Below are 12,738 nucleotides of genomic sequence, written 5' to 3' on the forward strand. Positions count from 1 at the left end.
GGCCGCCGCCTAGAAGCGCAACCGCAGGCTGGCCTGAAAGCCGTTGTCGCGCAGCCCGTCGCCGAACTGGCCGGTGTAGCGCAAGCCGAGCTGCAGGTCGGTGCCGGCCTGGGCGACCAGCCCGGTCTCCAGCAGCGCCGTGTCCTGGGCCGGCGGTGCCCCGGTGACGACGAAAGCCGGCCCGCCGGCGAGGCCGCCGGACGGCGGCCCGGCAAAGGCGACGGCGAGCGTCGGGGTGCCGCCCCACACATGCTGCCAGGCGGCAGAGGCGTCCATCCGCAGCCTCACCCCCGCCGGCGCGGCGAGCGGCAGCGAGAGGCGCGCGCCGAGGGTGCCGAAGCTGGCCTCGGCATCCGCCCCGGACATCGCCAGCGCCGCCGCGCCGCCCGTCTCGTGAAAGCGGCCGCCCTCCAGCGCGACATAGGCGAGACCGGCGAAAGGCTCCAGCCGCGCCTCGGCGAGCGCGAACTCATAGCCGATCTCGCCAAAAAGCTGCGCCGCGCCGGTGCTGAATTCGGCGGTGAGCGTCTGCGGGAGGCCGGGCAGGGCAAGGCTGCGGCTGGCGGATACATCGTTCCAGCCATAGGCGCCGCCCAGGCTGAGCGCGAGCGGCCCCCAGCGGCGCCCGCCATAGAGCCCGAGCGTGTAGGTATCGAGCCCCCAGGAGTCGGCAGAGCCCCCGGCGCTGAGCGCGCTGTGGCTGTAACCGCCAAAGGCGCCGAGCCGCCAATCCTGGAAGAACAGCCGGTCAAGCCCGGCATAAAAGCCGCCAATGTCGCGCGACAGGCCGGCGCCGGCGCTTTCGAGCCTGCCGAAGGCACCGAAACCCTGCAGCCACAGCGACGTCCCCGTGCCCGATGCCGCATCGGCGAGCCGCGTGCCGTCATCGGCATAGCTTGCCACCTGCGCGCCCGACCCGCCACCTCCGGCGCCGGAGGCTGCCCGCAGCCGGTCGAGCGCTGCCGCGCGGGCGAAGCGGGTATCCTGCAGCAGCAGCGTTTCCAGCGAGGCATAGCTCTGGCCCGACAGCCCGTCGAAAGCCTCGCGCGCGGCGGCGAGGCTCGGCAGCCAGGCGGCGGAGGCGACCAAGGGCGCGGCGGGATCGAGCGCGTCGAGCGCGGCGCCGAGCGCGCGCTGATTAGCGGTGAGGCCGGCGGAAGCGAAGGAACGGGACTGGGTGACCGCCAACCGGAGTTCATGCGCCCCGGCCACCGCGCTGACGGCGGCGAAGGCCGAGGCCGGTCCCTCCAGCGTGGCGAAGGCTCCCTCGATCCCCTCGCCAGCGGTGAGCACGGTGTAGCTGCCGAAGGGCGCGGGATCGAACAGGCGATAGGCGAGCGTCCCGCCAAGGCTGGCCGTGCCGCTCACCGCCAGCCGGTCGGCGCCCGCCGCGCCGAGCCGCACGTCGAGCCGCGCGGCTGCATCCGCCGCATAGTCGCCGGTGAGGGCCAGCGTGCCGAGCGCACCCGAAGCACCCGGCGCCAGCGTGCCGCCGGTCTGGACATAGCCGCCAGCCGCGCCGAGCGTTCCGGTGCCGGAGACCACGCCGCCGGCCTGCAGCAGGCAGGCCGTCGTCAGCGTACCGTCAATAAGCAGCCCTCCGCCGGCGAGCACTGTGTCGAGCAGCACGTCCAGCCGATACCCCGCCGCGATATCGAGGCTGGCACCGGCATGGGCGACGGTCAGCCGGTCAAGAGTCGGCGACATGTCGAGGCGGATCTGCGAAGGCTGCGCGAGAGTCACCTCATAATAGCGGCCGAGCGTTCCGTAGCCGGCGAAGTCGCCATCCGCATTGTCCGGCGTCTCGTGGCGGCCAAGCGTGTCGGTCCAGCGGGCCGCCTCGCTCCATGCGAAGGCGCCAGCGGCGGCGGCGGTGGTGCGCAGCGGGTTTGCGGCGGCGAGCCAGTCCGCATGGTCGGCGACGGCGCCGTAATACGAGGGCGAGCCGTAGATGAAGAGGTATTCGCCGGGCCTGTCGGGGTCGGAAAAGCCGGCGGTGAAGCTGATCCCGACCTGGAAAAGCTCCCCCTCCGGACCGATCATGAACAGCGGTCCGCCGCTGTCGCCGAAGGAGGTTCCGCCCTGCCAGGCGGGCACCGGGGTGTCGACGCCGAATTCATTCGGATCGTTCGGGCTCAACGGGTCGCGAAACTGAACGCTGATCTCAAGTCGGTCGTCAGGCAGAACCTTGACCTGCCCCAGCGTGCTGGTGACGGCGCGGCGCCGGTCGTCATAGCCGAGATCGCTTACCGTGCCGGTGCCGATCTGACCATAGCCGGCAAGCCAGACCACGTCGCCAAGGCCCGGCATCTGGTCCCGCGAGGTGGCGAGGGTCACCGGCGCGACGCCGGTCACCGGCTGCGCCAGCGAGACGAGGGCCAGATCGCTGGAAGAGAACCCTTCCGTCACATAGGCGGGATTGACCGCGACGCCGCTGAGGGCGCGGTCATTCGGGCTGGCGAGGGTCGAGTCCGGGGAAAAGCGGACCTCCACGTCGTTGAACCAACTGAGCACCACGCCCGTCTCGTCGCTCAGCGCGCAATGAGCGGCGGTGAGCACGGTGCGGGAGTTGATCAGCGTGCCGGAACAATGCGCGAGGCCGTCAATCGAGACCGCGACGACATTGGAAAACTGGTTTTCGCTGTCGTACCAGTTCTGTACCCCTCCGACGGCGGCGGCATCGACATCGTTGAGGTAGATCGCACCCGCCGGCGCGGCGACGAGCGAGGCACAGCCCAAGGTGAGCAGAGCCGCAAGGCGCCTCCCGGTCCGTCCCGTCCGGCCACCAGCGCGCCGCCGGAAGCGGGTTTTCGCCGCCGATCGCCCGCCTTTTGTCCCCACGTCGCCTTCCCTCGCCGTGACACCTTCCGCAGCGATAGCCCGGATTCCGCCACACTCACAAGCGCGCCGGGCCCGCCTCGTGGCTCTTTATGGCAGGGGTGGTAACGGGTGGGGCGGTGCTGGCGCGCAGCACCAGTTCCGTCGGCAGGACGATATCGCCCTCCGGCGCCGCGCCGCCGATCATCGCCAGCAGGCACTGCGCCGCCCGCCGGCCGATCGCCTCGCGCGGCTGGCGGATGGTGGAGAGGGCCGGCGTCATGTGGGAGACCAGCTCGATATCGTCGAACCCCATCACCGACACGTCGCGCGGCACGGCGAGGCCGCGATGCTGCACCTCGCCGATGAAGCCGCAGGCCATGGCGTCGCTGGCGAGGAACATCGCCGTGGGGCGTTCCTCTGCGGGCAAAGCGAGCCACATCGCACCGGCCCGACGGCCGGAGTCGAGGCTGAAATCGCCGGGCAGCACGCGGGGCGCCGGTAGGCCGTGGGCGGCGAGCGCCTGCTCGGTGCCGGCAAGGCGCGCCTCGCTCAGCACATTGCCGGGCGGGCCCGCGACATGGCCGATGCGGCGATGGCCAAGGCCGATGAGATGTTCCACCGCCACCCGCGCCGCCGCGCGATTGTCGATCTTCACCCGCGGCGCCTGGATGCCCGGTATCCATTCGCAGGCGAGCACCACGGGGACGCGGCGCTTCAGCCCTTCGGCGGGAAGCGAGCCATCGAGCACGATCAGCCCGTCGGCGCGGCTCGGTTCGGCATAGGCCAGCAGCGCCTCCCCGCCCATGACGCAGCTATCAGCGATGAGCAGATTATAGCCCGCCCCCGCCAGCACCGCCGCCATGCCGGCGAGGATTTGCGAGAAGAACGGGTTGGAAAGGTTCGGCACCAGCGCCACCACGCCGCCGGTGCGCCGGTGGCGGAGGTTCCGCGCCGCGTGGTTGAGGCGGTAGCCGGTCTGGCGGATGGCTTCCTCAACGCTGCGGCGCGTCTCGGCGCTCACCACGTCGGGGTTGGAGAGCACGCGGCTGACCGTGGCGGTGGAAACGCCGGCGAGCCGCGCCACGTCCACGATCTTCGGTCTCTGGTGCTGCATGGCCACTCCATAGACGCGCCGGCCCCCCGCTGGCAATCGCCTCGCGATGCCGTTACGGAAACCCTTCTCGACCCCCCTTGCAATCGATTACAGGCCTCCGTTAGGCTGAATGCAACCGATTACAAAAACCAACGGTTGGCCGGCATGCCGGTCGGGAGGAAACCATGCGGACCATCAAGGGACCGGGCCTGTTTCTGGCCCAGTTCATCGGCACAGACGCGCCCTTCGACAGCTGGCACAACATCACCCGCTGGGCCGCCGACTGCGGCTATGCCGGCGTGCAGGTGCCGACGAACGACCCGCGCATCCTCGATCTCGACCAGGCGGCCGCCTCGCGCGACTGGTGTTCGGAATGGGCGGGAAAAGGCTCGCAGAACGGCGTCATCGTCACCGAGCTGTCCACCCATCTGCAGGGCCAGCTGGTGGCGGTGCATCCCGCCTATGACGCCATGTTCGACGGTTTCGCCGCGCCTCAGGTGCGCGGCAACCCCAAGGCGCGGCAGGAATGGGCCGTAGACCAGATGAGGAAGGCGCTCACCGCCTCCAAGCATCTCGGCCTCACCGCCATGGTGACGTTCTCCGGCGCACTCGCCTGGCCCTATGTCTACCCTTGGCCGCAGCGCCCCGCCGGGCTGGTGGAAGAGGCGTTCGACGAGCTGGCCCGCCGCTGGCGCCCGCTGCTGGACTATGCGGATGAGTGCGGCGTCGATCTGTGCTTCGAGATCCATCCCGGCGAGGACCTGCACGACGGCGACACGTTCGAGATGTTCCTGGAGCGGGTGGACAACCACCCCCGCGCCAAGATGCTCTACGACCCCTCGCACTATGTGCTGCAGCAGCTCGACTATCTCGACCATCTCGACATCTATGCCGAGCGCATCGGCATGTTTCACGTCAAGGACGCCGAGTTCAACCCGACCGGGCGCAAGGGCGTGTATGGCGGCTACCAGCCCTGGCTGAAACGCGCCGGGCGCTTCCGCAGTCCCGGCGACGGGCAGGTGGATTTCGGCGCCATCTTCTCGAAATTCGCCGCGATGGATTTCGACGGCTGGGCGGTGGTCGAGTGGGAATGCTGCCTCAAGCACCCCGAGGATGGGGCGCGCGAGGGCGCGCAATTTGTGAAGAACCACATCATCCGCGTCACCGAGAAGGCGTTTGACGATTTCGCCGCCGGTGCCACCGACCGCGCCGCCAACCGCGCCTTGCTGGGGCTGGAGCGATGAGCGCCGCCTCCGCACACGCCCCGCTGCGGCTCGGCATGGTCGGCGGCGGCTCCGGCGCCTTCATCGGCGCCGTGCACCGCATCGCCGCCCGGCTCGACGGCGAATACACGCTCATCGCCGGCGCCCTCTCCTCCACGCCGGAGAAATCCCGCGCCTCCGGCGAGGCGCTCGGCCTCTCCCGCGTCTATGACGACTACCTCGCCATGGCGAAGGGTGAGGCCCGGCGCAAGGACGGCATCGAGGCGGTGGCGATCGTCACGCCCAACCACATGCATGCCGGCCCGGCGATCGAATTCCTCAAGCGCGGCATCCATGTCATCTGCGACAAGCCGCTGACCGCGACCATGGCGGAAGCGAAGAAGCTCGCCGCAGCGGCCGCGAAGGCCGACGCCCTGTTCGTGCTGACCCACAACTATACCGGCTACCCCATGATCCGGCAGGCCCGTGCCATGGTCGCGGCGGGCGAGATCGGCCGCGTCCGGCTCGTGCAGGTGGAATATGTGCAGGACTGGCTGACGGAGGCGGCGGAGAAATCCGGCTCCAAGCAGGCGGAATGGCGCACCGACCCGGAGCGCTCCGGTGCCGGCGGGGCGACGGGCGACATCGGGACCCATGCCTACAACCTCGCCTGCTTCGTCTCTGGCCTGACGCCGGAAGCCCTGGCGGCGGACCTCTCCATCTTCGTACCGGGCCGGGCGCTGGACGACAACGCTCATGTGCTGCTGCGCTTCGAGGGCGGGGCGCGGGGCATGCTGTGGGCAAGCCAGGTCGCGCCGGGCAACGAGAACGGCTTGCGCCTGCGCGTCTATGGCGACAAGGGCGGGCTCGAATGGGCGCAGGAGGACCCGAATTATCTCTGGTTCACCCCCTTCGGCGAGCCGCGCCGCCGCATCACCCGCAATGGCGCGGGGGCGGGGCCGGAGGCGGGCCGCGTCTCGCGCATCCCGCCCGGCCACCCCGAGGGTTATCTGGAAGGCTTCGCCAATATCTATGCCGAGGCAGCACTCGCCATTCGTGCGCACAAGGCGGGCGAAAAGGTGCCCGACGGCGTGCTCTATCCGACCCTGGCCGACGGGCTGGCGGGGATGCGCTTCGTCGAGGCCTGCGTGCAGTCCTCCCGCCGCAATGCCGGCTGGGTAAACCTATGAGCGCCGCCCCGGAGCGTGCGACCGCCCCGGTGCTCGAACTGGTCGATGTCCGCAAGAGTTTCGGCCCGATCGAAATCCTGCACGGCATCGACTTCGCGCTCCATCAAGGCGAGGTCCACGCGCTGATCGGCGAGAACGGCGCCGGCAAATCGACGATCATGAAGATCCTCGGCGGCTTCCTCGCGCCCTCCTCGGGCGCGGTGCGGCTGGACGGGGCGCCGGCGCCCTATACCAGCGGCGCGCAGGCGGAAGCGGCCGGCGTGGTGGTGATCCACCAGGAGTTCAACCTCGCTCCCGACCTCACCGTCACCGAGAACATCTGGCTCGGGCGCGAGAAGGGCGGGCTGTTTCTCGACCACCGCGCCATGCGCGCGGGCACGCAAGCACTGCTCGACGAACTCGGGAGCGCCATCCGCCCGGAGGCGCGCATCCGCGACCTGCCCGTCTCCGACCGGCAGATGGTGGAGATCGCCAAGGCCCTCTCCCGCAAGGCGCGGGTGCTGATCATGGACGAGCCCTCCGCCGTGCTCACCCATAAGGAGGTGGAGGTCCTGTTCCGGCAGATCGAGCGGCTGCGGGCACAGGGCGTGGCGCTGCTCTACACCTCGCACCGGCTGGAGGAGATCACCCGCCTCGCCGATCGCGTCACGGTGCTGCGCGACGGCGCGGTGGTGCGCCGAGCCATACGCGGCGAACTGACCGAGGACGGCATGGCCACCGCCATGGTCGGGCGCAAGCTGGAGGATATCTATCCGCAGAAGCGCCACCATGCCGGCACGGTGGCGCTGGAGGTGCGCGGCTTCTGTGTGCCGCCGCTGGTGAAGGATATTTCCTTCACCCTGCGGCGCGGCGAGGTGCTGGGTATTTCCGGCCTGGTCGGCTCCGGCCGCACCGAACTGGCCGAAGGGCTCGTCGGGCTGCGCCCGGCGACCGGCGAGATTTTGCGCCACGGCATACCGGTCGCCATCGGCTCGGTGCGCGACGCCGCGACGAGCGGCATCGCCTACCTCACCGAGGACCGGAAGGAGCGCGGGCTGCTGCTCGACAAGAGCCTGACCGAGAACCTCACCCTCTCCACCCTCGCCCGTTTCGGCGCGCTGTTCATCGATAGCCGGCGCGAGGAGGCAGCGCTCTCCCGCGCCATCACCGAGTTCGACATCCGCGCCCCGCGCCGCGACATGAAGGTGGGCAATCTCTCCGGCGGCAACCAGCAGAAGCTGCTGCTGGCCAAGACCATGCTCGGCGACCCGGAGATCGTCATCATCGACGAGCCGACGCGCGGCATCGATGTCGGCACCAAGAGCCAGATCTACGCCTTCATCGACACGCTCGCGGCCGAGGGGCGCAGCGTCATCGTCATCTCCTCCGACATGCCGGAAATCCTCGGCCTGTCCGACCGCGTGCTGGTGATGCGCCATGGCCGCCTCGCCGGCGAGCTGGAAGGCGCGCGGGTGACCGAGACCGACGTGGTGCGCCTCGTCATGGGCACGAATGAACAGCCGACAGGGAGCGCCTCGCATGTCTGACCTCACGCGCCCTGACCTCGCACGCCCCGCCCATGCGGCCCCCGCCGGCCGCGCGCGCCTGCCCGGCCTGTCGGCACTCGGCCCGCTGCTGGCCCTGATCCTGCTGGTGGCGCTGGGCGCCTATCTCAACGAGAATTTCCTCTCCGCCGGCAACATCACCAATGTGCTCGCCCGCTCCGCCTTCATCGGCATGATCGCGGTGGGCATGACCTTCGTCATCACGTCCGGCGGGCTCGACCTCTCGGTCGGCTCGATGGCGGCGTTCATCGCCGGGGTGATGATCCTTGGCATGAACGCGCTGCTGCCCTCCATGGGCGTCGGCCTGCCTCTGGTGCTGGCCGGCATGGGCATCGCGCTCGGCGTCGGGCTGCTGGCCGGGCTTGGCAACGGGCTTCTGGTGACGAAAGCGCGGATCGAGCCCTTCATCGTCACGCTCGGCACCATGGGCATTTTCCGCTCGCTGGTGACCTGGCTCGCCGATGGCGGCACGATCAGCCTCGATTTCGGCGTCCGCCAGTTCTACCGGCCGGTCTATTATTCCGGCCTGTTCGGCATCGCCTGGCCGATCATCGTCTTCGCCATCGTGGCGGTCGCCGGGCAGATCGCCATGCGCCACACGCGCTTCGGCCGCTACTGCGAGGCCATCGGCTCCAACGACAAGGTGGCGCTGTACTCGGCGGTGAACGTCGAGCGAATCCGGCTGATGACCTATGTGCTGCTCGGCCTGCTCGTCGGCCTCGCCACCATCATGTACGTCCCGCGGCTCGGCTCGGCCTCCGGCTCCACCGGCATGCTGTGGGAACTGGAGGCGATTGCCGCCGTCATCATCGGCGGCACGGCGCTGAAGGGCGGCTATGGCCGCGTCTGGGGCACGGTGGTCGGCGTGCTCATCCTCAGCCTGATCGACAACATCCTCATCCTGGCGGACCTCGTCTCTCCCTATCTCAACGGGACGATCCAGGGCGTCATCATCGTGCTCGCGGTGGTTCTCCAGCGCGGCAAATCATCATCCGCCTGAGAGCGGAGACCATGGGAGAAACGACAATGGAACGCAGGACCTTCCTCACCACCGCCGCCATCGGCGCCGCCACGGCTGCCGCAGGCGTCTCCATGCCCGCGCACGCGCAGGGCAAGAAGGCGGTGATCGGTGTCTCGATCCCCTCCGCCACCCATGGCTTCATGGGCGGGCTGAACTGGCACGCGCAGGAAACCATCAAGCGCCTGAAGACCACCTATCCGAACCTTGAATTCGTGCTCGCCACCGCCGGCGCGGTGGGCAAGCAGGTGAACGACATCGAGGACATGGTGGCGACGCGCAACATCGACGCGCTTGTCGTGCTGCCCTTCGAATCCGAACCGCTGACCAGCCCGGTCAAGGCGGTGAAGGATGCCGGCAAATGGGTGACCGTGGTCGACCGCGGCCTCTCCCAGCCTGGCATCGAAGACCTGTATGTCGCCGGCGACAACACCGCCTTCGGCCGCGTCTCCGGCGAATACTTCAAGGCCAACCTCAAGCCCGGCGCCAAGATCGTGGTGCTGCGCGGCATCCCCACCACGCTCGACAATGAGCGGGTCGACGCCTTCCAGGCCGCCATTGCCGGCTCCGGCATCGAAATCCTCGACATGCAGCACGGCAACTGGAACCGCGACAAGGCGTTCCAGGTGATGCAGGACTACCTGTCCAAGCACAAGAAGATCGACGCCGTGTGGGCGGCGGACGACGACATGGCGATCGGCGTGATGGAGGCCATCTCCCAGGCCGGGCGGCAGAAGGAGATGTGGATCGTCGGCGGCGCCGGCATGAAGGAGATCATAAAGCGCGTGATGGACAAGGACCCGCAGATCCCGGTGGACGTGTCCTACACCCCGGCGCAGATTTCCACCGCGCTGGAAGTCACCGCGCTGCGCTTCGTTTCCAACACGCCGGTCTATGGCCGCTTCATCATCGGCTCGACGCTGATCACGGCAGAGAATGCGGCGCAGTTCTACTTCCCCGACAGCCCGTTCTGATCCGTCGACGCCGGCGGGGGCCGTGCGCCCCCTCCGGTGCATGGCTCATGCTATCCTCGCGGCATGATTCAGTTTGAAGGCGACGCGCTCGCCCTCGCCCCTCGACTGATTGGCGTGACACTATTGGTCGACGGCGTCGGCGGCCTCATCGTCGAGACCGAGGCCTATCGGCGCGACGACCCGGCTTCGCACAGCTTCACCGGACCCACGCCGCGCAACGCGGCCATGTTCGGCCCGCCCTTCCATGCCTATGTCTACCGCTCCTATGGCCTGCACTGGTGCTTCAACATCGTCGCGCAAGACCACGGGGCGGTGCTCATACGGGCTCTGGCGCCGCTCGTCGGGCTGGAGCGGATGGCGGCCCGCCGGGGCGGCCCGGCCTTCCTCTGCGCGGGTCCCGGCCGGCTCACCCAGGCGCTCGCCATAACAGGCGCCCTCGATGGCGCCCCGCTCGGCCTTCCGCCCTTCGACTGGCGCGAGCGCGAGGGCACGCCCGATATCGTCAGCGGGCCGCGCATCGGCATTACCAAGGCGATGGACGAACCCTGGCGCTTCGGCCTGCGCGGTTCGCCCTTCCTCAGCCGCCGCTTCCCCTGAACCGCCCACGGAATACCCCTGGCCGGTAGCCGGCGAAGCGCGGCGAACGGCGCAGACGAATCCGCGCCGTGAATGCGCCCTCGCCGGCAACGAAACCCCTGCCCTGCGGTTAGTGACGCAATGGCCGATCACCGATCGCACGCCCAGGGAGCGCAGACACATGGCACGCAAGACCAAGGGGGCCGCAGGGGCAACCGCGACGATTCACGACCAGACGCTGACGCGCGGCGCTGGCGGCGAGCTGCACCAGTTCGCAGAGGGCGACACGCCTGCGCTGACGACCGCCCAAGGCGGACCGGTGGCGGACGACCAGAACACGCTGAAGGTGGGCGCGCGCGGCCCGGCGCTGATCGAGGACTTCCACTTCCGCGAGAAGATGTTCCATTTCGATCATGAGCGCATTCCCGAGCGCGTGGTGCATGCCCGCGGCTATGGCGCCCATGGCTATTTCGAGACCTATGAATCGCTCGCCGAATATACCCGCGCCGATCTGTTCCAGCGCCCCGGCGAGAAGACGCCGGCCTTTGTGCGCTTTTCCACCGTGGCCGGTTCCAAGGGCTCCTTCGACCTCGCCCGCGACGTGCGCGGCTTCGCGGTAAAGATCTACACCAAGGAAGGCAACTGGGACCTCGTCGGCAACAACATCCCGGTGTTCTTCATCCAGGACGCCATCAAGTTTCCCGACATCATCCACGCGGTAAAGCCGGAGCCGGACCGCGCCTTTCCGCAGGCGCAGTCGGCGCATGACAATTTCTGGGACTTCATCTCGCTAACCCCGGAATCCATGCACATGATCATGTGGGTGATGTCCGACCGGGCGATTCCGCGCTCCTTCCGCTTCATGGAAGGTTTCGGCGTCCACACTTTCCGCCTGCTGAACGCCAAGGACGAATCCACCTTCGTCAAATTCATCTGGAAGCCCAAGCTCGGGCTGCAATCCGTGGTGTGGAACGAGGCGGTGAAGATCAACGGCGCCGACCCCGATTTCCATCGCCGCGATCTTTGGGAGGCGATCCAGTCCGGCGATTTCCCGGAATGGGAATTGTGCGTGCAGCTGTTCGACGAGGATTTCGCCGACAGCTTCGACTTCGACGTTCTCGATCCGACCAAGCTGATCCCGGAAGAAATCATCAAGCCGGTGCCGGTCGGCCGGCTGGTGCTGGACCGGATGCCGGACAATTTCTTCGCCGAGACCGAGCAGGTGGCGTTCATGACCCAGAACGTGCCGCCGGGCATCGATTTCTCTAACGACCCGCTGCTGCAGGGCCGCAACTTCTCCTATCTCGACACCCAGCTGAAGCGGCTGGGCAGCCCCAACTTCACCCATATCCCGATCAACGCGCCGAAATGCCCCTTCGCGCATTTCCAGCAGGACGGGCACATGGCGATGCGCAACCCGGTGGGGCGCACCAATTACCAGCCCAATTCACGCGGCGAGGGCCCCCGCCCCGATCCGGCGCGTGGCTTCCGTTCGTTCCGTGAGGAAATCGACGCGCCGAAGGTGCGGCTGCGCCCCGAGAGTTTCGCCGACCATTACAGCCAGGCGCGGCAGTTCTTCAACAGCCAGACCGGGCCGGAGCAGAAGCACATCGCCATGGCGCTGACCTTCGAGCTCAGCAAGGTGGAAGAGGTGGTTATCCGCGAGCGCATGGTGGCGCATCTGCTGAACATCGACGAGGCTTTGGGCGCGACCGTTGCCGACAAGCTTGGCATCGACACGCTGCCTAAACCCGCCGATGCGGCGGTAACCCCTCGCGACGACCTGCCCGCCTCGCCGGCACTCAGCATCATCGAAAACTGCCCGAAGAGCTTTAGGGGTCGCAAGGTGGGCGTGCTGGTCAGCAATGGCTGCGACGGCACGCTGCTGACGGCGCTTCAGACGGCGCTGGCGGCAGAAGGCGCGACGATGGAGCTGATCGCGCCGAAGGTGGGCGGGGTCGAGACTGCCGCCGGCACCAAGCTTCCTGCCCATCACATGATCGATGGCGGGCCCTCGGTGCTGTTCGACGCGGTGGCGCTGCTGCTGTCGGAGGAAGGCGCGGAACGGCTCGCCGGCGAGGCGGCGGCGCGCGATTTCGTGGCGGACGCCTTCGCCCATTGCAAGTTCATCGCTTTCACCCCCGGTGCCCTGCCGCTGTTGGCCAGGGCCGGCGTCGCCCCGGACGCCGATGAGGGGCTGATCGCGCTGGAGGATGCCGCCTCGGTGGACGCCTTCATCGAGAGCTGCCGCGCGCTGCGCCTGTGGGCGCGGGAAGCGGCGGTCAAGCTCTGATGCCACGGCGGGGCGGCACATAACAGCG

At 68.5% G+C, this 12,738-nt stretch carries 9 protein-coding genes; 7 read left to right on the forward strand and 2 right to left on the reverse strand.

Annotation, left to right across the window (positions count from 1 at the left end; all coding sequences use genetic code 11):
- Positions 1–9: 9 nt before the first annotated feature.
- Positions 10–2,739 carry an autotransporter domain-containing protein gene (locus ACP2AH_RS11710; protein ID WP_425105963.1) on the reverse strand — a complete coding sequence of 910 codons (2,730 nt, stop codon included), beginning with the start codon at positions 2,737–2,739 and terminating at the stop codon, positions 10–12.
- 157 nt (positions 2,740–2,896) lie between these two features.
- A complete protein-coding gene (locus tag ACP2AH_RS11715) occupies positions 2,897–3,934 on the reverse strand; it encodes a LacI family DNA-binding transcriptional regulator (RefSeq protein ID WP_425105964.1) in 1,038 nt (345 codons plus the stop codon).
- A gap of 164 nt (positions 3,935–4,098) precedes the next feature.
- Between ACP2AH_RS11715 and ACP2AH_RS11720 the strand changes: the two genes are divergently transcribed.
- The 7 genes from ACP2AH_RS11720 (at position 4,099) to ACP2AH_RS11750 (ending at position 12,710) form a co-directional block, all read left to right on the forward strand.
- Positions 4,099–5,157, forward strand: coding sequence for a sugar phosphate isomerase/epimerase family protein (locus tag ACP2AH_RS11720; RefSeq protein ID WP_425105965.1), 1,059 nt, complete (start codon positions 4,099–4,101; stop codon positions 5,155–5,157).
- Positions 5,154–6,305 (forward strand): Gfo/Idh/MocA family protein, encoded by a 1,152-nt coding sequence (locus tag ACP2AH_RS11725; protein ID WP_425105966.1) that lies wholly within the window; start codon positions 5,154–5,156, stop codon positions 6,303–6,305. The genes ACP2AH_RS11720 and ACP2AH_RS11725 overlap by 4 nt, the downstream gene beginning before the upstream one ends.
- Complete coding sequence (locus ACP2AH_RS11730) at positions 6,302–7,831, forward strand: sugar ABC transporter ATP-binding protein (protein ID WP_425105967.1); 1,530 nt, start codon at positions 6,302–6,304, stop codon at positions 7,829–7,831. Before ACP2AH_RS11725 ends, ACP2AH_RS11730 begins: the two co-directional genes overlap by 4 nt.
- Positions 7,824–8,849, forward strand: a complete 1,026-nt coding sequence (locus tag ACP2AH_RS11735; RefSeq protein WP_425105968.1) for an ABC transporter permease — start codon at positions 7,824–7,826, stop codon at positions 8,847–8,849. Before ACP2AH_RS11730 ends, ACP2AH_RS11735 begins: the two co-directional genes overlap by 8 nt.
- Before the next feature lie 26 nt (positions 8,850–8,875).
- Entirely contained in the window at positions 8,876–9,841 is a 966-nt protein-coding gene (locus ACP2AH_RS11740) for an ABC transporter substrate-binding protein (RefSeq protein ID WP_425105969.1), read from the forward strand.
- Positions 9,842–9,904: 63 nt separating this feature from the next.
- Positions 9,905–10,438 carry a DNA-3-methyladenine glycosylase gene (locus ACP2AH_RS11745; RefSeq protein WP_425105970.1) on the forward strand — a complete coding sequence of 178 codons (534 nt, stop codon included), beginning with the start codon at positions 9,905–9,907 and terminating at the stop codon, positions 10,436–10,438.
- Positions 10,439–10,598: 160 nt separating this feature from the next.
- On the forward strand, positions 10,599–12,710 hold the full coding sequence (locus ACP2AH_RS11750) for a catalase (RefSeq protein ID WP_425105971.1): 2,112 nt from the start codon (positions 10,599–10,601) through the stop codon (positions 12,708–12,710).
- Positions 12,711–12,738 lie beyond the last annotated feature (28 nt).

The organism is Ancylobacter sp. (assembly GCF_965249975.1).
In the GTDB taxonomy this organism is placed as follows: domain Bacteria; phylum Pseudomonadota; class Alphaproteobacteria; order Rhizobiales; family Xanthobacteraceae; genus Ancylobacter.

Coding starts and splice junctions, on each gene's coding strand:
- ACP2AH_RS11740 (WP_425105969.1), top strand. CDS start 8,876: ATGGAACGCAGGACCTTCCTCACCACCGCCGCCATCGGCGCCGCCACG.
- ACP2AH_RS11745 (WP_425105970.1), top strand. CDS start 9,905: ATGATTCAGTTTGAAGGCGACGCGCTCGCCCTCGCCCCTCGACTGATT.
- ACP2AH_RS11720 (WP_425105965.1), top strand. CDS start 4,099: ATGCGGACCATCAAGGGACCGGGCCTGTTTCTGGCCCAGTTCATCGGC.
- ACP2AH_RS11750 (WP_425105971.1), top strand. CDS start 10,599: ATGGCACGCAAGACCAAGGGGGCCGCAGGGGCAACCGCGACGATTCAC.
- ACP2AH_RS11730 (WP_425105967.1), top strand. CDS start 6,302: ATGAGCGCCGCCCCGGAGCGTGCGACCGCCCCGGTGCTCGAACTGGTC.
- ACP2AH_RS11735 (WP_425105968.1), top strand. CDS start 7,824: ATGTCTGACCTCACGCGCCCTGACCTCGCACGCCCCGCCCATGCGGCC.
- ACP2AH_RS11715 (WP_425105964.1), bottom strand. CDS start 3,934: ATGCAGCACCAGAGACCGAAGATCGTGGACGTGGCGCGGCTCGCCGGC.
- ACP2AH_RS11725 (WP_425105966.1), top strand. CDS start 5,154: ATGAGCGCCGCCTCCGCACACGCCCCGCTGCGGCTCGGCATGGTCGGC.